At 59.2% G+C, this 20,855-nt stretch carries 19 protein-coding genes; 13 read left to right on the top strand and 6 right to left on the bottom strand.

The annotated features are described in order from the left end of the window. Positions 1 to 353: 353 nt before the first annotated feature. A complete protein-coding gene (gene msrA, locus QZH36_RS02915) occupies positions 354 to 884 on the top strand; it encodes a peptide-methionine (S)-S-oxide reductase MsrA (protein ID WP_253454343.1) in 531 nt (176 codons plus the stop codon). 38 nt (positions 885 to 922) lie between these two features. Here the strand turns inward: msrA and QZH36_RS02910 are convergent, their stop codons facing one another. Beyond that, positions 923 to 2,158 carry an MFS transporter gene (locus QZH36_RS02910; RefSeq protein WP_301729610.1) on the bottom strand — a complete coding sequence of 412 codons (1,236 nt, stop codon included), beginning with the start codon at positions 2,156 to 2,158 and terminating at the stop codon, positions 923 to 925. Between the two features lie 96 nt (positions 2,159 to 2,254). On the opposite strand from QZH36_RS02910, the gene QZH36_RS02905 reads away from it, so the two are divergent. The 4 genes from QZH36_RS02905 to QZH36_RS02890 all read left to right on the top strand — a co-directional run bounded on the left by QZH36_RS02905 (position 2,255) and on the right by QZH36_RS02890 (position 6,891). After that, the gene (locus tag QZH36_RS02905; protein WP_253454341.1) at positions 2,255 to 3,151 is read left to right on the top strand and encodes a LysR family transcriptional regulator; all 897 of its coding nucleotides are present in this window, start codon (positions 2,255 to 2,257) and stop codon (positions 3,149 to 3,151) included. Between the two features lie 117 nt (positions 3,152 to 3,268). Then, positions 3,269 to 4,486: a sugar metabolism global transcriptional regulator Mlc gene (gene mlc / locus QZH36_RS02900; protein ID WP_301729609.1), complete on the top strand. Its 1,218-nt coding sequence runs from the start codon at positions 3,269 to 3,271 to the stop codon at positions 4,484 to 4,486. Positions 4,487 to 4,617: 131 nt separating this feature from the next. Next, positions 4,618 to 5,289 carry a dethiobiotin synthase gene (gene bioD / locus QZH36_RS02895; RefSeq protein ID WP_253454340.1) on the top strand — a complete coding sequence of 224 codons (672 nt, stop codon included), beginning with the start codon at positions 4,618 to 4,620 and terminating at the stop codon, positions 5,287 to 5,289. Positions 5,290 to 5,436: 147 nt separating this feature from the next. After that, on the top strand, positions 5,437 to 6,891 hold the full coding sequence (locus QZH36_RS02890; protein WP_301729608.1) for an MDR family MFS transporter: 1,455 nt from the start codon (positions 5,437 to 5,439) through the stop codon (positions 6,889 to 6,891). A 30-nt stretch (positions 6,892 to 6,921) separates the two neighbouring features. On the opposite strand, the gene QZH36_RS02885 is transcribed toward QZH36_RS02890, so the two are convergent. Beyond that, positions 6,922 to 7,221 carry a DUF1161 domain-containing protein gene (locus tag QZH36_RS02885; RefSeq protein WP_253454338.1) on the bottom strand — a complete coding sequence of 100 codons (300 nt, stop codon included), beginning with the start codon at positions 7,219 to 7,221 and terminating at the stop codon, positions 6,922 to 6,924. Between the two features lie 51 nt (positions 7,222 to 7,272). Then, positions 7,273 to 7,620, bottom strand: coding sequence for a DUF1283 family protein (locus QZH36_RS02880; RefSeq protein WP_253460987.1), 348 nt, complete (start codon positions 7,618 to 7,620; stop codon positions 7,273 to 7,275). Positions 7,621 to 7,752: 132 nt separating this feature from the next. Here QZH36_RS02880 and QZH36_RS02875 point away from each other — a divergent pair, with 132 nt between their 5' ends. Further along, positions 7,753 to 8,082, top strand: a complete 330-nt coding sequence (locus QZH36_RS02875) for a YnfA family protein (RefSeq protein ID WP_301250949.1) — start codon at positions 7,753 to 7,755, stop codon at positions 8,080 to 8,082. 49 nt (positions 8,083 to 8,131) lie between these two features. Here QZH36_RS02875 and ydfG read toward each other — a convergent pair whose 3' ends face one another. Continuing rightward, positions 8,132 to 8,878 carry a bifunctional NADP-dependent 3-hydroxy acid dehydrogenase/3-hydroxypropionate dehydrogenase YdfG gene (ydfG, locus tag QZH36_RS02870; protein ID WP_253454336.1) on the bottom strand — a complete coding sequence of 249 codons (747 nt, stop codon included), beginning with the start codon at positions 8,876 to 8,878 and terminating at the stop codon, positions 8,132 to 8,134. Positions 8,879 to 9,254: 376 nt separating this feature from the next. Between ydfG and guaD the strand changes: the two genes are divergently transcribed. From guaD to xdhC, 4 genes are read left to right on the top strand one after another with little or no spacing between them, the layout of a single operon-like run. Then, entirely contained in the window at positions 9,255 to 10,580 is a 1,326-nt protein-coding gene (guaD, locus tag QZH36_RS02865) for a guanine deaminase (protein ID WP_301250947.1), read from the top strand. Continuing rightward, positions 10,577 to 12,022: a xanthine dehydrogenase small subunit gene (xdhA, locus tag QZH36_RS02860; RefSeq protein WP_301729607.1), complete on the top strand. Its 1,446-nt coding sequence runs from the start codon at positions 10,577 to 10,579 to the stop codon at positions 12,020 to 12,022. Before guaD ends, xdhA begins: the two co-directional genes overlap by 4 nt. Then, positions 12,012 to 14,372 carry a xanthine dehydrogenase molybdopterin binding subunit gene (xdhB, locus tag QZH36_RS02855; RefSeq protein WP_253454333.1) on the top strand — a complete coding sequence of 787 codons (2,361 nt, stop codon included), beginning with the start codon at positions 12,012 to 12,014 and terminating at the stop codon, positions 14,370 to 14,372. Before xdhA ends, xdhB begins: the two co-directional genes overlap by 11 nt. Beyond that, positions 14,362 to 15,129, top strand: a complete 768-nt coding sequence (gene xdhC, locus QZH36_RS02850; protein ID WP_125290082.1) for a xanthine dehydrogenase accessory protein XdhC — start codon at positions 14,362 to 14,364, stop codon at positions 15,127 to 15,129. The genes xdhB and xdhC overlap by 11 nt, the downstream gene beginning before the upstream one ends. A gap of 70 nt (positions 15,130 to 15,199) precedes the next feature. Here the strand turns inward: xdhC and QZH36_RS02845 are convergent, their stop codons facing one another. Continuing rightward, a complete protein-coding gene (locus QZH36_RS02845; protein WP_125290081.1) occupies positions 15,200 to 15,703 on the bottom strand; it encodes a phenolic acid decarboxylase in 504 nt (167 codons plus the stop codon). A gap of 95 nt (positions 15,704 to 15,798) precedes the next feature. Here QZH36_RS02845 and QZH36_RS02840 point away from each other — a divergent pair, with 95 nt between their 5' ends. Both QZH36_RS02840 and dcp read left to right on the top strand, forming a co-directional pair. Continuing rightward, on the top strand, positions 15,799 to 16,662 hold the full coding sequence (locus QZH36_RS02840) for a LysR family transcriptional regulator (RefSeq protein ID WP_301729606.1): 864 nt from the start codon (positions 15,799 to 15,801) through the stop codon (positions 16,660 to 16,662). 45 nt (positions 16,663 to 16,707) lie between these two features. Continuing rightward, the gene (dcp, locus tag QZH36_RS02835; RefSeq protein ID WP_301729605.1) at positions 16,708 to 18,756 is read left to right on the top strand and encodes a peptidyl-dipeptidase Dcp; all 2,049 of its coding nucleotides are present in this window, start codon (positions 16,708 to 16,710) and stop codon (positions 18,754 to 18,756) included. Positions 18,757 to 18,800: 44 nt separating this feature from the next. On the opposite strand, the gene hpxO is transcribed toward dcp, so the two are convergent. Continuing rightward, positions 18,801 to 19,958 (bottom strand): FAD-dependent urate hydroxylase HpxO, encoded by a 1,158-nt coding sequence (gene hpxO / locus QZH36_RS02830; protein ID WP_253454331.1) that lies wholly within the window; start codon positions 19,956 to 19,958, stop codon positions 18,801 to 18,803. Between the two features lie 232 nt (positions 19,959 to 20,190). Here hpxO and QZH36_RS02825 point away from each other — a divergent pair, with 232 nt between their 5' ends. After that, entirely contained in the window at positions 20,191 to 20,826 is a 636-nt protein-coding gene (locus tag QZH36_RS02825) for an aspartate/glutamate racemase family protein (RefSeq protein WP_301250941.1), read from the top strand. The last annotated feature ends 29 nt before the right edge of the window (positions 20,827 to 20,855 follow it).

The raw sequence follows: 20,855 nt of genomic DNA, 5'->3' as shown, positions 1-20,855 counted from the left end.
ACAAAGCGTGCCTTAGCGCATACTGGGAAACATCCGCCGCATATCCGCTAACTACACTGGGGAACCGCTCGGGCAGGTAGTTTATGAGGTTGATCTTTGTCGATTATTTAGCTGTTTGCTCTGTCTCCTTCCTTCAATTGTTAAAAAATAAGCTCCACATGATAGTTTTTATTGATTGAGCATTCAATTAAAAATAACAAAGCGGTAAATTCATTGCATCAGACCTTATAGTTTCTGTGCGTTATTGGTTTTGGCTTTTACTCTAATAACCAGCACCGCATGGAAGGGCGTAGCAATAATTAAAAACTTATGCTGCAATGATTAACGAGGCTTGCAAAAGCAAATAAGGAATTATGATGACTGAATATGCAATTATCGCGGGTGGCTGCTTCTGGTGTACCGAAGCCGTGTTTAAACAGATTAACGGCGTGGAATCGGTAGAGAGCGGCTACATTGGCGGCCACGTTGCCAACCCGACTTACAAGCAGGTCTGCACGGGCGAAACCGGCCATGCGGAAGCTATCCGCCTGGGCTTCGATCCGGAAAAAATCAGCTACGGCGAGCTGCTGGATATCAGCTTCGCTACCCATGATCCAACCCAGCTAAACCGTCAGGGTAACGATATCGGTACCCAATACCGCTCGGCGATTTTCCCGCTGAATGAAACGCAGGCGGTGGAAGCCAAAGCGGCTATCGCGCGCGCGCAGGCGGAGCTGGCGGAGCCGGTGGTAACGACCATCGAAAGCGCCAGCGAATGGTATCCGGCGGAAGATTATCATCAGAACTATTGGGAAGGCGAAGGGCAGGAAAACCGTTATTGCCTGGCCGTGATCCCGCCAAAACTGCAGAAGCTGCGCAAGCACTACGCCAGCCAGAATAAATAAGGCATTACTTCTGAAAGCGGGCAGCCAGCCCGCTTTTTTTACAGCTTTTTACTGCGCAGGCGGAAACCGGTCATCAGCGCCAGCAGCAGCAGCAGCGTAATAAAACCGGCAATGCCCGGCCAGCCGAAATGATGCCAGAACACGCCGCCAAGCGTACCCGCCAGGCTCGATCCCAGATAGTAGCTAAAAAGATAAAGCGAAGAGGCCTGTCCTTTGGCACGTCTGGCGCGCGGGCCTATCCAGCCGCTGGTAACGGAATGCGCCGCAAAAAAGCCGGCCGTAAACAGCATCATGCCCGGAAAAATCAGCCATAACGTATTCGCCAGCGTGATCAGCACGCCAGCCAGCATCAGGGTCACCGACGCCAGCAGCACCGCCGCCCGGCCGTATTTAGCGGTCATCGCGCCCGCTTTCGGCGAGCTCCAGGAGCCGGTGAGATAGACCACGGAAAGCAATCCTACCACCGCCTGGCTCAGCGACCACGGCGGTGACAGCAGCCGGTAGCCAATATAGTTAAACAGCGTGACGAACGCGCCCATCAGCAAAAAACCTTCTGCAAACAGCAGCGGCAGGCCGCTGTCGCGCCAGTGCAGCCGAAAATTGATCAGCAGGCTGCGCGGCCTTAGCGAGGCGGGGCGGAAATGGCGCGAGGGCGGCAGAATTTTCCAGAACATCAGCGCGCCCGCCAGCGCAAAGCAGCCAATAACCGCGACCGCGACTCGCCAGCTGGTAAAATCGGCGATCACGCCGCTTAACAGACGGCCGCTCATGCCGCCGATGGAGTTGCCGCTAATATACAGGCCCATCGAAAAGGCGATGGCGCTGGGGTGGATCTCTTCGCTCAAATAAGTCATTCCCACCGCCGCCACGCCGCTTAGCGCCAGGCCGGTCAGTGCCCGCATCAGCAGAATGCCGTGCCAGCTGGACATGCCTGCCGACAGCAGCGTAAACAGCGCGGCCAGCATCAGCGCCGTCACTATAACGTTTTTACGGCCGACCGCATCGGAAAGCGGGCCGGTTACCAGCAGGCCCAGCGCCAGCAGACCGGTAGAGATAGACAAAGAAAGGCTGCTGGCGGCAGGCGAAACGCCGAATGCCTGCGACAGAATGGGCAAAATGGGCTGTACGCAATACAGCAGCGCAAAGGTGGCTAAACCCGCAGAAAACAGTGCCAGCGTCACGCGCATAAACTGCGGCGTGCCGCGCTTAATGTAGATTTCGGCGGGTGGGGTAACGCTTTCTTCTGCGGTAACGAGTCGGGTCGTAACGTTCACTGCCTGTCCTTAAACGTAGAAAAGTTGATGTTAATTTTATGTAACATTGAGCAGGTTGTATAATCTATTAATCCTCTCGATTGAGATTTTTAAGATATGAATATTGAGCTTCGTCATCTGCGCTATTTTATTGCCGTCGCGGAGGAGCTGCACTTTGGTCGCGCCGCTCAGCGTCTTGCCCTTTCCCAGCCGCCGCTCAGCCAGCAGATCCAGCAGCTGGAGCAGCAAATTGGCGCTAGGCTGCTGGCCCGCACCAACCGTAGCGTACGGCTCACGCCCGCTGGCGCCCAGTTTCTGGTCAGCGCCCGGCAAATCCTGCAAAACGTGGCCGTAGCGGCCGATAAGGCCGCCAGGCTGCATCGCGGGGAAGAGGGCACGCTGCGGATCGGCTTTACCTCCTCCGCGCCGTTTATTTCTGCGGTTTCCGACGCGCTGTTCAGCTTTCGCCAGCGCTACCCGGACGTGCATTTACAGATGCAGGAGATTAATACACGCCAGCAGCTGGCTCCGCTGCATGAAGGACGGCTGGATCTGGGCGTGATGCGCAATACGCCGCTGCCGGACACGCTGGAGCACCGGCTGCTGCTGCGAGAACCGCTTTGCGCCGTGGTTCATCGCGCGCATCGTCTGGCCGGGCGCGGCTCTGTCTCGCTGCGCGAGCTGGCGGCTGAACCCTTTGTTTTTTTCGATCCCCAGGTAGGCACGGCGCTCTACAGCGAAACCCTGACGCTGCTGGAGCGCTATGCCGTCCGGCCCAATATTGCCCAGGAAGTGGGCGAGGCGATGACCATCCTCGGGCTGGTCGCCACCGGGCTGGGCGTTTCGATCCTGCCCGCGTCGTTTCGTCGGGCGCGGCTGGAGCAGCTCAGCTGGCTGACGCTGCAGGAAGAAGATGCGCTGTCGGAAGTCTGGCTGGTATGGCAAAAGCAGGGCGAAATCAGCGCCGCTACCCAGCATATGCTGAGCCTGATGTTAAGAAACGATGATTTGTAATGATCAAGTAGCTAAGCGTTATTCTGTGCTGTTAATCACAATAAAAATCAAAGCGTTGACGAGCCAGCGGAACTGTTTCACCATGAGTAGAGATTTATTTTGAGGCGCGAAAATAAAGTGATAGCCGATAGTCAGCCTGGCCATATCGATCAGATCAAACAGACCAATGCGGGCGTGGTGTATCGCCTGATCGACCGCTACGGCCCGATATCGCGCATTGCCCTGTCGAAAAAAGCACAGCTGGCCCCGGCAAGCATCACAAAAATCGTGCGCGAGATGCTGGAAGCGCATCTGGTGCAGGAAACGGAGTTTCAGGAAGCGGGCAGCCGCGGCCGCCCGGCTGTCGGCCTGGTGGTGGATACGCCGGCCTGGCACTATCTTTCCGCCCGCATCGGCAACGGCGAGTTCACGCTGGCGCTGCGGGATTTAAGCAGCCTGCTGGTGGTGGAAGAGGTGCGGCCGCTGCCCGTTGACGATCCGCAGCCGCTGCTGTCGCGCATTATTAATGAAATCGACGCCTTCTTTATTCGCCACCAGCAGAAACTGGAAAGGCTAACCGCTATTGCCATCACGCTGCCGGGCATTCTCAATGCGCAAAAAGGCATCGTGCATCGCATGCCTTTTTACCGCGTCAGCGATATGCCGCTGGGCGAGGCGCTGTCGGCGCGTACCGGCCTGCCGGTTTATATCCAGCACGATATCTGCGCCTGGACCATGGCGGAAGCGCTGTTTGGCGCCTCGCGCGATCTTAGTAACGTTATCCAGGTCGTTATCGATCACAACGTCGGCGCGGGCGTGATTACCGGTGGCCGCCTGCTGCACAGCGGCAGCAGCACGCTGGTAGAGATAGGCCATACGCAGGTCGAGCCATGGGGCAAACAGTGTTACTGCGGCAATCATGGCTGCCTGGAGACGGTCGCAAGCCTGGAAAGCGTGCTGGAGCTGGCCGCGCAAAAAATGCAGGCCGCGCCGGACTGCCTGCTGCATCAGCAGCCGCTTACCGCCGCGTCGCTTTGCGATGCCGCGCTGGCGGGCGATCCGCTGGCGAAAGGGATTGTCACCGGCGTCGGGCATCACGTGGGTCGTATCCTGGCAATTATGGTTAACCTCTTTAACCCTGAAAAAATAGTTATAGGATCGCCGCTTAATCGCGCCAGCGAAATCCTCTATCCCGCCATCGCCGATTGCGTGCGCCGTCAGTCCCTGCCGGTTTACGGCCAGCATATCGCCATCGAACCTACCCAGTTTTATAATCAGGGCACCATGCCAGGGGCCGCGCTGGTCAAGGATGCGCTCTATAACGGCACGCTGCTGGTGAAACTTCTCCAGGGCTGACGCCACGCCCTTTATTACGCAAAAGATTGCGCTAACGCAAGCCTCACTCCTGTTCGCTACCCTAAGATGTTGCGTCTTAATTGTTAATTATTGTTTATAAATTATCGACAGAATCGGAGCGTAGAGAGAGTATGTTAAAGCGTTTATTTGTCACTGGCACCGATACAGAAGTGGGTAAAACAGTGGTCAGCCGCGCACTCTTGCAGACGCTGTCCGAAGGGGGGCGGCGGGTGGCTGGCTATAAGCCCGTCGCCAAAAGCAGCCAGCAAACCGATGAGGGGCCGCGCAACAAGGACGCGCTCGTGCTACAGGCTTCTTCTTCCGTTACGCTTCCTTATTCCGCCATTAATCCGCTGACCCTGCTGGATGATGAGATCAGCACCAGCCGCGATGCCGTTATCAACTACCAGAAGCTGAGCGAGAGCCTGCACGCGCTGTCAGCCCAGGTTGATTCCGTAGTCGTGGAAGGCACCGGCGGCTGGCACAGCCTGATGAACGATCTGCGTCCGCTTTCCGCCTGGGCGGTTGATGAGCGGCTGCCGGTAGTGATGGTGGTCGGCATCAAGCTGGGCTGCATCAGTCATGCGCTGCTGACGGCGCAGGCGATAGCCAACGACGGCCTGCCGCTGTTGGGCTGGGTCGCCAACCGCATTAATCCCGGTCTGGCGCATTATGCGGAAATTATCGACGTGCTGAGCCAAAAAATTCAGGCACCGCTGCTGGGCGAGCTGCCTTACCTGCCGAAACCGGAACAGCGTGAGCTGGCCCGCTATCTGGATTTGAGCGTGCTGCGTCAGCCATAGCAACTGCCGCCGTTCCCCTTACGTTTTCTTTTCTGCCTGCCGCTGCAGCACCTGCTGTAGCGGTTTTTTTATCGCGCCAGCGCACAAACAGGAAACATCCGGCGCCAATCCAGGCCAGAATAAGAACGGACAACACTAAGGAGCGGTATGACTGAAACAGCACACACCGGGGTGAGCCATCGCCACTGGATACTGATCGCCGCGATGCTGGCGATGTTTATGGCGGCCATTGAGGTGACCATCGTCGCCACGGCCATGCCCACCATCGTGGCGGAGCTGGGCGGATTTTCACAATTTGGCTGGGTTTTTTCCGTTTATCTGCTGACTCAGGCGGTCAGCGTGCCCCTTTACGGCAGGCTTGCCGATCTGTGGGGAAGGAAACGCGTTTTCTTTATCGGCACGTCGTTGTTCCTTCTTGGCTCGGTACTGTGCGGTTTCGCGCCCGCCATGAGCTGGCTGATCCTGTTTCGCGCCGTCCAGGGGCTGGGCGCGGGCGCAATTATGCCGCTGACCGCGACTATTATCGCCGACGTCTACTCGCCAAAAGAGCGGGCGGGTATCCAGGGCTGGCTCTCCAGCGTCTGGGGCGTGGCGGCGGTGGTCGGGCCGCTGACCGGCGCCTGGATAGTGGCGCACTTCAGTTGGTCGCTGGTGTTCTGGGTTAACGTGCCGGTAGGGATCGTTTCGATGCTGATGCTGGCGCGCTGGTTTCCGGAATCGCGAGGTGAAACGCGACAGAGGCTTAACCTGGCGGGCAGCGGCTGGCTGATGCTGACGGTCAGCGCGCTGCTGACGGCGCTGCTGCAGGCACAGCTGCTCGGTAACTGGGCATTTGTGCTGTCTGGCGTCGCCATACTGTCGGCTTTTATGCTGGTACGGCATGAAAAAAGGGCGCCCGCGCCGCTGTTCCCGTTGGTGATATGGCGTAGCCGGACAATCGTGGCGGGCAACCTCGGCAACCTGATTATCGGCGCGGCAATGATGGGCATCAGCGCATTTTTGCCCACGTGGATCCAGGGCGTTAACGGCGGCACGCCGCTCCAGGCAGGCAGCGCGCTGGCGATGATGTCGATCGGCTGGCCGCTGGCCAGTACGCTCAGCGGCAGGCTGATGCTGCGCACCTCTTACCGTTTCACCGCCCAGCTTGGCTCGCTGCTGCTGATTGCCGGTACGGCGCTGCTGCTGACGCTGCACGTGGACAGCGGCATTAGCTACGCGGGGTTCGCCGCGTTCGTTATTGGCACCGGTATGGGCATGACCAGCACCACGTTCCTGATCGCCGTGCAAAACAGCGCGGAGTTTTCAGTACGCGGCATTTGTACCGCCTCGGTGATGTTCAGTCGCCTGCTGGGATCGGCGGCAGGCACGGCGGTCATGGGCGCGGTGCTCAACTATAACCTGGCGCAGCGGCTGCCGCAGCACGACGATCCGGTGCAGCAGATTATGGCGCAGGCGCAGAGAGAAGCTTTATCGCAAAGGAGTTTGCAGCATGTGATTGGCGAGGTGGCCAGCTCGCTGCACTGGGTGTTTGCCGTTTCATTGGTCATCGCCTTCGCCAGCCTGGCGGTGGCGCGGTTTATCCCGGCGAAGAAACCGGAATAAAGAAAGGGCCGCGCAGGCGGCCCTTATCCATCAGGAAGAGGGGGCATCCTGAGAGGTCCCGGCGCTGGCCGGTACGGCTGCGTCGCTATCGCCGTTGCGTTCACGCTTGTAGACTATTTTTTGCGAATCGTTTTCACAATGGCCTACCACCTGACCGCCAGCCTGATCGGCCTGGTCGCTGGGCACCACGTCCAGCGTAAAGCCGGAAGCAGGCACGCCGTTATTGATAATTTTCTGATTAATGTCCGCTTTAACCGTCTCGCAGGAAGCCTGTACAGCCAGCGGAGCGGCGACCATCAACGCCGGTAACAGCCATTTTATCGCTTTCATCGTCCTTTCCTTTTGCCTGAAAATTACGCTAACTATAGCAGCTATCCGCTATCAGGGCGCGACGGGACGTCCGCTGCGGCGATCCAGGCAGCGCAATGTGCTCGGCTCCCAGTAGGCATTAACGTTCAGGCTCTGCTCACAGGCGTCGCGAGTATCAATGGCGCGGTCAGCCTTATCAAAATTCTTTTCCACGCGCTGATTCACTTTGCTGCGCAGACGATGGGTTTCATCCCACTGCTCTTTCTCCTGGCGGGCCTGCTCTTTAGTCAGCGAGCTGTCGCCGTCCTGAATGATCAGCCTGTCCGTTCTTGCTTCGGCGGTCTGCTGAAAAGAGGCCAGCGCGCCAAACAGAACCAGCGGCAGCGCAGCCCTGACCAGCGTAGATTGCCAGAAAGTCATCTTTTTCATCATCAATTCCTTATTCCTGTTTTACAGCCGCGCGGCTGCATCGAACGCCGCGAATAGTATATCATCTGCGCGCGCGGGCTAACCAGCCGACTTGCGCATCCGTTTAGCCTGTAGTGAGGAAACATGCTGCTGAAAACCGTCCTGCTTTTTTTTCTGACCGCGCTGGCCGAGATCGTCGGCTGTTTTCTGCCCTGGCTGTGGCTACGCAAGGGTGGCTCCGCCTGGCTGTTGCTGCCCGCGGCGGCCAGCCTGGGGCTGTTTGTCTGGCTGCTGACGCTGCATCCGGCGGCGAGCGGGCGCGTCTATGCGGCCTACGGCGGCGTATATGTGGCGACGGCGCTGCTGTGGCTGCGTTTTGTGGATGGCGTAAAGCTAAGTCATTACGACTGGGCGGGCGCGGCAATCGCCCTGGGCGGGATGCTGATTATCGTGGCCGGTTGGGGAAGAGGGTAGCAAATCAGAACAGGCCCGGCAGAAGGTAGCCGCCGGGCCAGATAGCGCATTACGCCTTATGGACTTTCAGCCCGGCCAGGGTTTGCGCGACCGGCATCATTTCCAGCGTGTTGATATTGACATGCTTCGGCAGCGTGGCAACCCACCAGACTGCTTCGGTCACGTCTTCGGCAGTCAGCGGCTCGGTGCCGTCGTAGACGCTATCGGCCTTAGCGTTATCGCCTTTAAAGCGCACGTTGGAAAACTCCGTGCCGCCCACCAGTCCCGGCTCGATATCGGTCACGCGCAGGGCGGTGCCGTGCAGATCGGTGCGCAGATTCAGGCTGAACTGCCGCACGAAGGCTTTAGTCGCGCCATAAACGTTGCCGCCCGCGTAAGGCCAACTGCCGGCAATCGATCCCAGATTGATAATATGGCCCACGTTGCGCTCAACCATCGCCGGCAGCACGGCGCGGGTCATATAGACCAGCCCTTTATTATTGGTGTCGATCATCGCTTCCCAATCGTCCAGGCTCGCTTTATGCGCGGGTTCGATGCCTAACGCCAGCCCGGCATTATTGACCAGCACGTCGATATTGCGCCATTCGGCGGGAAGCTGCTCCAGCGCCTCTTCAATGGCCGCACGGTTGCGGACGTCAAGCTGTAGCGTATAAAGGTTGTCGCCCAGCTCCTGTTTCAACGTTTGCAGACGCTCCTGACGACGGCCGGTGGCGATTACCTTGTGTCCTTCACGGATAAAGCGTCGGGTAATGCTTTCGCCGAATCCGGCAGTGGCACCCGTAACAAATACGATCATCTCACTGTTCCTCAACGCATTTTGGATTCTCAACACGATAACACTTCAGATCGATTCTGATAAGAAGGATTGGTTATGGTTGATAATACAGGCTGCACGATCGAGGTGCGTTCTGCGTAAAAACGCCAGAAAACGGTGCAATGGCACAGGAAAAAACTGCTCGCTGCGCAAGAAAAAAAGGCAGGCAATCGTTTGCTGATTGCTGCAATCGGTTGCGCATACGATTGCCTCGATTCATTTAGGGTTTCTTAATGCATCCATATTTAAGTAACTGATAAATAGCATATAAATTCCGATTATTAATGTGGCACAGCAATTGCAACTCTGAACGCAGGCCGTTCACTGATTGCCGAAGACTTGTTCAGAAGGAAGCGCTATGCCATCCATCACCGCCATTCGCGGCAGTTTTTTTGATATCACCGCACCGGTCAGCCAGCCTGAAGAACTGCCGGCCCACGCCCGCTACATTGAAGACGGCCTGCTGCTGCTGCGCGAAGGCGAAATTCTTTCGCTTCAGACGTGGGAAGCGGGGCAGCATCAGCTCGCCGCCGGGCAGCCGATAACCGACTACCGAGGCAAGCTTATTGTGCCGGGTTTTGTCGACAGCCATATTCACTATCCGCAAACGGAGATGATCGGCGCTTTCGGCGAGCAGCTGCTGGAGTGGCTGCAACAGTACACTTTCCCGGTAGAGAGCCAGTATCACTGTCCGCAGCACGCGGCAAAGATGTCGGCCTTTTTTCTGCACCAGCTGCTGAGTAACGGCACCACCACGGCGCTGGTTTTCGGCACCGTGCATCCGGAATCGGTGGATGCGCTGTTCAGCGCGGCCGAAGGGTTGGGAATGCGTCTGATCGCCGGGAAAGTCATGATGGATCGCCATGCGCCGGACTACCTGACCGAGACGCCCGAACAGAGCTACCGGCAAACCCGCGAGCTGATTGAGCGCTGGCATAATCGCGGGCGCCTGAGCTATGCGCTGACGCCGCGCTTTGCGCCAACCTCTTCGCCAGCGCTGCTGGAAAAGGTCAGGCAGCTGAAGGAAGCCTATCCGGATATCTGGCTGCACACCCACCTGAGCGAAAACCCGCAGGAAGTTGCCTGGGTCAACGCGCTTTTCCCCGAGCGCGACGGCTATCTGGACGTGTATCACCATTATCAGCTGACGGGCCGCCGCAGCGTCTTCGCGCACTGCATCCACCTGGAGGATAGCGAGTGGGACTGCCTGCATCAGACTGATTCGGCAGTCGCATTCTGTCCTACTTCTAACCTGTTTCTCGGCAGCGGCCTGTTTAAGCTACAAACCTGCTGGCAAAAAAACGTCAGGCTGGGCATCGGTACGGATGTCGGCGCGGGCACCACTTTTAATATGCTGCAAACGCTGGGCGAAGCCTACAAGGTCGGGCAGCTACAGCAGTATAAAATGGCCGCCTGTGAGGCGTTCTACCACGCCACGCTCGGCGGCGCGCAGGCGCTGGATCTGCATCATAAGATCGGTAACTTCCAGCCCGGCAAAGAGGCGGACTTCGTGGTGCTCGATCCGGCCGTCTCGGCGCTGCAAAAGCTGCGCTGCGCCAACAGCCGCGATATCTGGGAGAAACTTTTTGTGCTGATGACGCTGGGCGACGATCGCAATATCGCCTGTACCTGGGTCAACGGCAAACTGGTCTGGCAGCCGCAGAGCGAGGAGAAAGCCGCATGATCCAGTTTTTACTGAACCAGACGCTGGTCACCGAGCAAAGTCTCGATCCTGAAACCACCGTACTGAACTATTTACGCCAGAACCAGCGCCGCTGCGGCACCAAAGAGGGCTGCGCTTCGGGCGACTGCGGTGCCTGTACGGTCACGTTGGGGCGCGTCGAGGCGGGCAAAATGGTGTATGAAACCGTCAACAGCTGCATCACCTTCGTCAGCAGCCTTCAGGGCAAACAGCTGATCGCCGTTGAGGATCTCCGCCAGGGCGACGAGCTGCACGAGGTGCAAAAAGCGCTGGCGACGTGCCACGCCTCGCAGTGCGGCTTTTGCACGCCGGGTTTTGCGATGTCGCTGTTTACGCTGCAAAAAAACAGTGAAGGCTGGCGGCGGCAAGAGGCGGAGCAGGCGCTGGCGGGCAACCTGTGCCGCTGCACCGGCTATCGGCCGATTATTGATGCGGCGCGTCAGGTCTGCGAACGGCCGCAGCCGGACAGCTTTGCGCAGCGCGAGGCGCAGACGGTGGCAAAACTGATGGCGATCCACAACGGCGAAGAGCAGGAGCTGGCGTTCAACGGCAACCGCTGCCTGCTGCCGAAAAGCCTCGATCGCCTGGCGGAACTGCTGCTGGCGCATCCGGAGGCGAAGCTGCTGGCGGGCGGCACGGATTTAGCGCTGCAGGTGACGCAAAGCTATAAACCGCTGCCTTTGGTTATCGCCCTGGATCAGATAGCAGCGCTGAAAGCCTGTCGGGAAGAGGAGCAGGCGATTGTGCTGGGGGCGGGCGCTTCCCTTCAAGCCTGCGCCACGCTGTTGCGGCCCCATATTCCTGCCTTCGCGCAGGTGCTGGAGCGTTTCGCTTCGTTGCAGATCCGCAATCGCGGCACGCTGGGTGGCAATATCGCCAACGGCTCGCCCATCGGCGATACCCCGCCGATGCTGCTGGCGCTCAACGCAACGCTGACGCTTCAGCGCGGCTCGCAAATCCGCACGCTGCCGCTGGATGAATTTTTCGTGGACTATCGCAAAACTGCGCTACGGCCCGGCGAATTTATCCTGTCAATCAGCGTGCCAAAAGTGACCGCGTCACAACATTTCCGCGCGTGGAAGGTGTCCAAGCGGCTGGAAGATGATATTTCCGCCGTTTTCGGTGCATTTATGCTGGAGCGCGACGCCGACGGCCGGGTAACCGCCGCGCGTATCGCCTTCGGCGGCATGGCGGCAACGCCAAAACGTGCCGTCCATTGCGAAAGCGCGCTGGTGGGCAAACCGCTGACGCAGCAGTCGCTGGCGCTGGCCTGCCGTGCGCTGGAGCAGGACTTTACGCCGCTGAGCGACTTCCGCGCCAGCGCGGCCTACCGGTTACAGGTAGCGAAGAACCTGCTGCGTCGCTATCACGCTTCGCTTACGGAAGAGCTAACCCTGCTGGAGGTAACAGACTATGTCCAATAATCGTCCCTTAGTGGCGGCTGACGTTATCGCCCGGCAGTATCAGGCAGGCATTCAGAGCGGCGTCGGTAAAAGCAATAAGCACGAGAGCGCGGATAAGCACGTCTCCGGCGAGGCGATCTACATCGACGACAGGCTGGAGCTGCCGGGCATGCTGCATCTCTGTCCCCGCCTTAGCGAGCATGCGCACGCCCGCATCCTCAGCATAGATACCGATCCCTGCTACGCCATTCCCGGCGTGGTCAGCGTGCTGACCTGGCAAAGCGTGCCGGGCGAAGGGGATATCGGGCCGCTGGAGCCGGGCGATCCGCTGCTGGCAAAAGACGTCGTAGAGTATGCCGGACAGATCGTGCTGGCGGTGGCGGCGTCAAGCCCGCAGGCGGCCCGCCGGGCGGCGGAAGCGGCCATTATTGAGTACGAGCCGCTGACGCCGGTGCTGGACGTCAAAGAGGCGCTGGCGAAAGCGCATTTTGTGCAGCAGCCGCATGTGCACCAGCGGGGCGACGCGGAAGCCGCGCTCGCTCGCGCCAGCCATCGGCTTCAGGGCGAGTTCCACATCGGCGGCCAGGAGCATTTTTACCTGGAAACGCAGATTGCGCTGGTGGTGCCGGGCGAAGACCAGTCGCTCCAGGTTTTTTCCTCCACGCAAAATCCGACGGAAGTGCAGAAGCTGGTAGCGTCGGTGATGGGGATCACCATGAACAAGGTGACGATAGATATGCGGCGGATGGGCGGCGGCTTTGGCGGTAAAGAGACGCAGGCCGCCGGCGTCGCCTGCCTGTGCGCGGTAGCGGCGCGGCAGACGGGCAGACCGGTGAAAATGCGGCTGGCGCGACGTGACGATATGCATATAACCGGCAAGCGGCATCCCTTCTACGTGCGCTATGACGTAGGGGTGGATAACGATGGGCGCTTCTGCGGCGTAAAAATCGATCTGGCCGGCAACTGCGGCTATTCGCTGGATCTCTCTGGTTCGATCGTCGATCGCGCCATGTTTCATGCCGACAACGCCTACTATCTTGGCGACGCGCTGATCACCGGCTATCGCTGCCGTACCAATACGGCGTCCAACACGGCCTATCGCGGCTTTGGCGGCCCGCAGGGCATGGTGGCGATTGAGCAGATCATGGATCATATCGCCCGCGAGCTGAACCTCGATCCGCTTGAGGTACGCAAACGCAATTATTACGGCAAAGAAACGCGTAACGTCACGCACTACCACCAGCAGGTGGAAGGCAATTTGCTGGAGGAGATGACCGCGCAGCTGGAGGCCAGCGCGGACTATGCGGCCCGCCGCCGCGAAATCACCGCCTTTAATCACGGCAGCGCTTATCTGAAACGTGGCCTGGCGCTGACGCCGGTGAAGTTCGGCATCTCTTTTACCTCCAGCTTCCTTAATCAGGCGGGCGCGCTGATCCTGATCTACACCGACGGCACCGTACAGCTTAACCACGGCGGCACGGAAATGGGCCAGGGCCTTAATACCAAAGTTGCGCAGATCGTGGCGGAAGTGCTGCAAATCGACGTCGATCGCATCCAGATCACCGCAACGGATACCGGCAAAGTGCCTAATACCTCGCCGACGGCCGCCTCAAGCGGCACCGATCTTAACGGTAAGGCCGCCCAGAACGCGGCGCAGATCCTGCGCGACCGATTAACGGCTATGCTGTGCAGCCTGCATAACTGTAGCGCTGAGCAGGTCAGCTTCAGCAACGGCATCGTCAGGGCAGGCGAAAAACATTTCACCTTTGCGGACGTGGCGCAGCTGGCCTGGCTGAACCAGGTGCCGCTTGCCGCGACCGGCTACTACAAAGTGCCCGGCATTCATTACGATCGTGAAGCAGGGCGCGGCACGCCTTTTTACTACTACGCCTTTGGCGCGGCCTGCGTGGAGGTCATTGTCGATACGCTGACCGGCGAATATCGGCTGCTGCGGGCGGATATTCTGCATGACGTCGGCGCCTCGCTGAACCCGGCGATCGATATTGGCCAGGTTGAGGGCGGCTTCGTGCAGGGCGTGGGCTGGCTGACCAGCGAGGAGCTGGTGTGGAACGAGCAGGGCCGCCTGATGACCGACGGCCCCGCCAGCTACAAAATTCCGGCGATTGGCGACGTGCCTGCGGATCTGCGGGTTACGCTGGTGGAAAACCGTAAAAACCCCAAAGACACGGTGTTTCATTCCAAAGCGGTGGGCGAGCCGCCGTTTATGCTGGGGATTGCCGCCTGGTGCGCGCTCCAGGATGCCGTAGCCAGCGTTGGCGACTACCGTCAGCACCCGCTGCTGGATGCGCCCGCCACGCCGGAAAGGGTCTTCTGGGGGGCAGAAAAAATGAGGGAACATAATGCGACCTGACGACTGGATTAAAATACTGGCCTCGCTACACGAAAAGCGTGAGCCCTGCGTACTGCTGACGGTGCTGGAGGAAAAAGGCTCGGTGCCGCGCGACAGCGGCAGCAAAATGATTGTCACCGCCGGGCAATCTTTTCTGACCATCGGCGGCGGCCATCTGGAATATCAGTGCATCGCCCTTGCCAGAGAGATGCTGACGACGCGCAGCAGCGAACCGCGCAGCGAGCATTTTAACCTGGGCGCCCGGCTTGGGCAGTGCTGCGGCGGCATGACCTCCGTGCTGTTTGAGCCGCTGATCCAGCCGCAGCCGCAGATAGCGGTGTTTGGCGCAGGCCACGTAGGCCGGGCGCTGGTCACCATTCTGGCGACGCTGCCCTGTCATGTCTGTTGGGTAGACGAGCGTAAAGAGCAGTTCGTTCAGGTGCCGGAAGGGGTGACGATCTGCTGCCCGGAAGATCCGCGCGACGCGGTGAAACAGATGCCGCCGGAAAGCTATTACGTGGTGATGACCCACCATCATCCCACCGATCTGGCGCTCTGCGAGGCGATCCTGACGCGCGGCGACTATCGCTACTTTGGGGTGATTGGCTCGGCGACCAAACGTCAGCGGTTCGATTACCGGCTGGAGGGCAAGGGCTTCAGTCGCCAGCAGCTGGATACCCTGCGCTGCCCGATTGGCCTGCCTGACGTGAAAGGCAAGCTGCCCGCTGAGATTGCGGTAGCGGTAGCGGGTGAGATTATTGCCTGCTATGGGCAATAAAACGGCCAGCATGGCTGGCCGGGATAAAGGAGAGGCGCGTCAGGTCACGCGATAAAATCTGATTGACTGATTATTTGAGGTTATCAGGAAAATTCGCAGGCAGCTCGCTGGCCGCACAGTCAATCACGCTGTCGTTATCGGGTCCGCAGTCGCGGATAAACGTGATCGTCGCGAACTCATCGATAATTTCCGTTGGATAAGCCGGGCCGGCTTCGCGATAGCGTTCCATTTCCGCAATATGCTCGTTCTGGAAACAAACGGTTTTTTGCGGGTCATTCATTACCCAGCGCGGGAAGAAGATGGTGCCGTGAAACAGGCGGTCGCCCAGGTTAGCTATCAGGCTGACGTCGGTGCCGGTCGGCTCCGTCCAGGAAATTTTATAGCTCTCCTCGCCGACACGCACGATATAAGCCCGCTGATCTTTCACCCAGCGGTTGCCGACCATGCCGCTGTGAATACGATAATCCAGCGTCTGCTCGTTCTTGACGTAAATTTCGTAATTCCAGCCGTTGTCGTAGGTATAAACCAGGTGTTTACCGATAAAGCCGCTCAGGTCATTTCGATCGAATTTCATCTTATCCTCCTGTGTTTTTTTGACACTTTATCGGTTTATTTTCTGAATTAATAACGCTAATTTTAAGTCAAATTCATCTGATAATTAAATCAATCATGCATAAAACGACGCTGGAACAGTGGGCGCTGCTGGAGAAAGTGGTGGAGTCGGGCAGCTTTGCGAAAGCAGCGGAGGCGACCTGCCGCAGCCAGTCTTCGGTCAGCTACAACCTCGCGCTGCTGCAGGAAAGGCTGGGCGTGGCGCTGCTGCGGCCTGAAGGGCGGCGGACCGTACTGACGGCGGCGGGCGAGCAGCTGCTGGCGCGGGTCAGACCCTTGCTGAAAGCGTTCTGGTATGTGGAAGCCCATGCCGCTCTGTTGACCACGGGCGTGCGGACGCGCCTGGATTTAGTGGTGGATGCCATTTTCCCGCGCGGGCGCCTGTTTACCATTCTGCGGCAGTTTCAGCAGCAGCATCCGCATACGCAGGTAAACCTTACCGAAGTGCTGGAAAGCAATGCGGCAGAAAGGCCGGAAGCGGACGTGATGGTGCTGACGCGTCGTCAGGATCTGACCGGTCGGGGAGAATGGCTGATGAATATTGATTTTGTCGCGGTGGCGCATCGCGATCATCCGTTGCACCAGCAGGCGGCACCGCTGAGCGGCGAGGATCTGGCGGCTTACCCGCTTATCCGCATCGCAGAGCGGGAATCCGACGGCCAGGACGACAGCCTCGATGCGGCCGAATGCTGGACTTTCTCCACCATTGATGCCGCGGCGGAGGCCGTGATCGCGCAGGTCGGCTACGGCTGGCTGCCGGAAGAGCGTATCGCCTCGCAGCTGGCTGCCGGCACGCTGAAAATTCTTCCCATGACGCACGGCGGCAGACGTGCTACACCCTTACATCTGATTGTTAAAGATTTATCATCGGACGATCGGCAAATCCAGACGCTGACCAGGCTGTTCAGCATGCCTGCCTGATGCCGCCCGTTTCGCCTATTCGGAGAGTCGATAAGGAGTCATGCCATGCCCACTAATCCGTTCAGCCAGCCCAGCCCGCTGCCGTTTCAGGCGCCGCCTTTCGATCGCATTACCGAAGCCGACTATCGTCCGGCGCTGGAAGAGGGAATGCGGCAAAAACGGGAAGAGGTAGAGCGCATCGCCAACAGCGCCGAGCCGCCGACCTTCGCCAATACTTATCAGGCGCTGGAGCAGTGCGGACTGATGCTCCGGCGCGTGGAGAGCGTGTTTAACGCCATGACGTCAGCCAACACCAGCGATCTGCTCCAGCAGCTTGACGAGGAGATGTCGCCACGGCTGACGGCGCTGGAGGATGATATCCGGCTAAACAGCCAGCTGTTTGCACGTCTCGACAGCGTTTACCAGCAGCGCCAGAGCCTGGGGCTGGACGACGAATCGCTGCGCCTGGTGGAAGTAACCTGGCAGGCGTTTCAGCTCGCCGGGGCCAGCCTCAGTGACGACACAAAAGCGCAGCTGAAGGTGCTGAATCAGCAGGCGGCCACGCTGACCACGCAGTTCACCAATAAGCTGCTGGCGGCGACCAAAGCGGGCGGGCTTGCCGTCAACGATGCGGCAGCGCTGGCAGGGTTAAGCGAGGCCGAACTGAGCGCGGCCGCCGCAGCGGCGCAGGAGAAAGGCCTGCAGCCGCAGTGGCTGCTGGTGCTGCAAAACACCACGCAGCAGCCGGCTCTGCAAAGCCTCAGCAATCGCGACACGCGGGAGGCGCTGTTTTCGGCTGCCTGGCAACGGGCTGAAAAGGGCGACGGCAACGATACCCGCGCGCCGATCGCTAATCTGGCCAGCATCCGCGCGCGTCAGGCGCAGCTGTTGGGGTTTGCCAGCTATGCCGACTGGAAGCTTCAGGATCAGACGGCCTCAACTCCCCAGGCCGCACTCGATTTTATGCGTGCCATCGTGCCTGCCGCCACCGCGCGTGCTAACCGCGAGGCGGCGGATATTCAGGCGGTGATTGACCAGCAGCAGGGCGGTTTCCGCCTTCAGCCCTGGGACTGGCTGTTCTACGCCGAACAGGTGCGCAAGGCGAATTACGATCTGGATGAAAACCAGATCAAACCTTACCTTGAGCTGAATAACGTACTGGAAAACGGTGTATTTTGGGCAGCCACCCAACTTTATGGCATTACCTTTAAGGCGCGCAGCGATATCCCGGTTTACCATCCCGACGTGCGCGTCTATGAAATTCTGGACGTCAATGGCGAACCGATGGCGCTGTTCTATACCGACTATTTCAAGCGCGACAACAAGGGCGGCGGCGCGTGGATGGGTAATTTTGTCGAACAGTCCACGCTGCTCGGCACTAAGCCCGTTATTTATAACGTCTGCAACTATCCCAAACCGCCTGAAGGGCAGCCCGCGCTGCTCGCCTGGGACGACGTGATTACGCTGTTCCACGAGTTCGGCCACACGCTGCACGGTCTGTTCGCCGAACAGCGTTATCCCTCGCTTTCCGGCACCGCCACGCCCAGGGATTTCGTTGAGTTCCCCTCTCAGCTTAACGAACACTGGGCCAGCGATCCGCAGGTATTCAGCCATTTCGCCCGCCACTATCAAACCGGCGAGCCGATGCCCACGGCGCTGCATAAGAAAATCATCAACGCCAGCAAGTTCAATAAAGGCTACGACATGACCGAGCTGCTGGCCGCGGCGCTGCTGGATATGCACTGGCACAGCCTGGCCGCTGACCAGCAGGAGCAGGACGTCGCCACTTTTGAACAGCAGGCGCTGGAGGCCGAGCAAATCGCGCTCGCCGCCGTGCCGCCACGCTATCGCTCCAGCTATTTTCAGCATATCTGGGGCGGCGGCTATGCGGCAGGCTACTACGCCTATCTGTGGACGCAGATGCTGGCCGACGACGGTTTTGTCTGGTTCAGCGAGCACGGCGGCCTGACGCGGGAAAACGGCCAGCGGTTCCGCGACGCCGTTCTGTCGCGCGGCAACAGCGGGGATCTGAAAGCGCTGTATGCACAGTGGCGCGGCAGAGAGCCGGAAATCGAAGCCATGCTGATTAACCGGGGATTAAAAGAGGAAGGCTGACGGCGTCTTCATCGCGACGGCAGCCACCGTCGCGCTGGCGTGAGTCAGGCGAAAGGCCCGCCCTGAATGGTGTCGCACATGCCCTGAAGAATGCGCTCGCCGGTTTCGCTTTGCAGTTCCCGATACCACTGCTCCGTGACGGCCATATCCTTGCCGTGCGTAACGTCGCAGCGTTTGCGGGCTTTCAATACCAGATCCTTCACGCGTCCGGCGCGCCGGGCCTGATAGCGCAGCAGCGCGTCTTCAATACCCATCGAATGCGTTTGCAGGCAGTTTGCCAGCACTACCGCATCTTCCATTGCCGCGCAGCCGCCCTGACCAATATCGGGCGTGGTGCTGTGCGCCGCATCGCCCAGCAATGCCACGCGGCCTTTTACCAGCTGAGGAAACGGTTCGATATCATGGATTTCCACACGGTTGGTGGTGGCCGGATCGATCTGCGCAATCAGCTTCTGCACCGGTGCGGCCCAGCCTTGAAAATAGCGTTGCAAATCGGCGCGCAGCGTGCTGCGATCTTCCGCCAGCCCCGGCGGCAGCGGCACGTCAAAGAAAAAGTAAAAGCGGTTGTTCGCCACCGGCATCAGCGAAACGCGCTTGCCTTCGCCGACAAAGGTCGTCCACTGCCGGGCTGGCGCGATGCTTTCGTCCAGCGCCACCAGCCCGTTCCAGTTAACATAGCCCGCGTAGCGCCGCGGCACGGTTTGTCCCAGCACGTAAGGACGGACGGCGGAGTGCGCGCCGTCGCAGGCAATCAGCAAATCGCCCTGCGCCTCGCTGCCGTCGGTAAAAAAGGCCGTCACGCCCCGATCGTGCTGTTCCACGCTCGCCACGCGTTTGCCGAACCGTACCCGGTCAAAGCCATAGTGTCCCAGCAGCATGGACTGTAATTCCGCGCGCGCGACCGGGTAAGGGCGCTCGCCGGACTCGGCAATCAGCGGGGCCAGGCTGAACTGCGTCAGAGGATTGCCCGTCCGCGCATCATGATAGGCCATGGTCTGCATCATGCCGCCCAGCGCCCGCAGCTGCTCTTTCATGCCCAGATAATTCAGGCACTTCACGCCGTTGGGCCAGATGGAGATGGCCGCGCCGACGGGCTTAATTTCTTTTACCGCTTCAAATACTGCGGTTTCGATACCAAAACGCTGCAGCGCAATGGCGGTGCACATGCCGCCGATCCCCGCGCCCATAATCAATGCTTTCATCTGTTTCTCCTTCAGGCTTTGCCACTGACGTTGCAACTTTTGTACCAGGCGTGTCATCCAGTCCGCGCGCCGGGTGAAACGATCGTTTCGTTAAATTCCTGCCTCAGGCTGGCGCATTGCACCAGCATGGTGATCCATCAGTGAAACAAAAGTGACGGAAAGGGCCGAAGTGTTGGCAAAGCGCTACAGAATTTGCCACAGTGGCAAAAGACCTTTTTCAGGAGAAAGCAAGATGGCAACCATAGCCTGTCTGCATGCGGCAAGAAGCAACATAGTGCTGTTTGAAGAGGCGCTGCAAGCGCTGGATTATGATGAGGTTCAGCTGCTGCACTGCGTGCAAAGCGAGCTGTTAACTCAGGCGGCAGAAGCGGGCGAAGTGACTCCCGACATTGAGGCGGCCGTCAGCCATATCCTCGACGAGCTGTGCCAGCAGGCCGATGCGGTGATCGTCACCTGTACCACGCTGGGCGTGGTGGCACTGGATCCTAAACGTTTCAGCAAGCCTGTTATTCGCGTGGACGCGGCGCTGGCGAAGGCGGCCTCGCACTATCACGGCGCGGTGCTGGTGCTCTGCACCGCCCATTCTACGCTTGCGGCCACCACGCGGCTGTTCGAGGCGTTTATTCCCGGCAGCCGTCTGGCCGTAGAACTGATCCCGCGCGCCTGGGCCTTTTTCAACCAGGGGGATATGGATGGCTACCATCGTGAGATCGCGCACTATATTCGCGATCGCCACGAGTGTGCGCTGGGCTGTATCGTGCTGGCGCAAAGTTCGATGGCGGGCGCGGCAAAGCAGATCAATACCACGCTGGCGGTGCTGACCGGCCCGGAAACCAGCCTGCAGGCCGCGCTCGAAGCTATTCTTTAATTTTTAAGGCGTTAAAAAGAGCTAGAGCG

Origin of the sequence: Erwinia wuhanensis (assembly GCF_030484085.1) — a bacterium.
In the GTDB taxonomy this organism is placed as follows: domain Bacteria; phylum Pseudomonadota; class Gammaproteobacteria; order Enterobacterales; family Enterobacteriaceae; genus Erwinia; species Erwinia aeris.
This window is presented reverse-complemented; position numbering and strand designations above follow the sequence as displayed.

Coding starts and splice junctions, on each gene's coding strand:
- msrA (WP_253454343.1), top strand. CDS start 354: ATGATGACTGAATATGCAATTATCGCGGGTGGCTGCTTCTGGTGTACC.
- QZH36_RS02905 (WP_253454341.1), top strand. CDS start 2,255: ATGAATATTGAGCTTCGTCATCTGCGCTATTTTATTGCCGTCGCGGAG.
- bioD (WP_253454340.1), top strand. CDS start 4,618: ATGTTAAAGCGTTTATTTGTCACTGGCACCGATACAGAAGTGGGTAAA.
- QZH36_RS02890 (WP_301729608.1), top strand. CDS start 5,437: ATGACTGAAACAGCACACACCGGGGTGAGCCATCGCCACTGGATACTG.
- QZH36_RS02885 (WP_253454338.1), bottom strand. CDS start 7,221: ATGAAAGCGATAAAATGGCTGTTACCGGCGTTGATGGTCGCCGCTCCG.
- QZH36_RS02880 (WP_253460987.1), bottom strand. CDS start 7,620: ATGACTTTCTGGCAATCTACGCTGGTCAGGGCTGCGCTGCCGCTGGTT.
- QZH36_RS02875 (WP_301250949.1), top strand. CDS start 7,753: ATGCTGCTGAAAACCGTCCTGCTTTTTTTTCTGACCGCGCTGGCCGAG.
- ydfG (WP_253454336.1), bottom strand. CDS start 8,878: ATGATCGTATTTGTTACGGGTGCCACTGCCGGATTCGGCGAAAGCATT.
- guaD (WP_301250947.1), top strand. CDS start 9,255: ATGCCATCCATCACCGCCATTCGCGGCAGTTTTTTTGATATCACCGCA.
- xdhA (WP_301729607.1), top strand. CDS start 10,577: ATGATCCAGTTTTTACTGAACCAGACGCTGGTCACCGAGCAAAGTCTC.
- xdhB (WP_253454333.1), top strand. CDS start 12,012: ATGTCCAATAATCGTCCCTTAGTGGCGGCTGACGTTATCGCCCGGCAG.
- xdhC (WP_125290082.1), top strand. CDS start 14,362: ATGCGACCTGACGACTGGATTAAAATACTGGCCTCGCTACACGAAAAG.
- QZH36_RS02845 (WP_125290081.1), bottom strand. CDS start 15,703: ATGAAATTCGATCGAAATGACCTGAGCGGCTTTATCGGTAAACACCTG.
- QZH36_RS02840 (WP_301729606.1), top strand. CDS start 15,799: ATGCATAAAACGACGCTGGAACAGTGGGCGCTGCTGGAGAAAGTGGTG.
- dcp (WP_301729605.1), top strand. CDS start 16,708: ATGCCCACTAATCCGTTCAGCCAGCCCAGCCCGCTGCCGTTTCAGGCG.
- hpxO (WP_253454331.1), bottom strand. CDS start 19,958: ATGAAAGCATTGATTATGGGCGCGGGGATCGGCGGCATGTGCACCGCC.
- QZH36_RS02825 (WP_301250941.1), top strand. CDS start 20,191: ATGGCAACCATAGCCTGTCTGCATGCGGCAAGAAGCAACATAGTGCTG.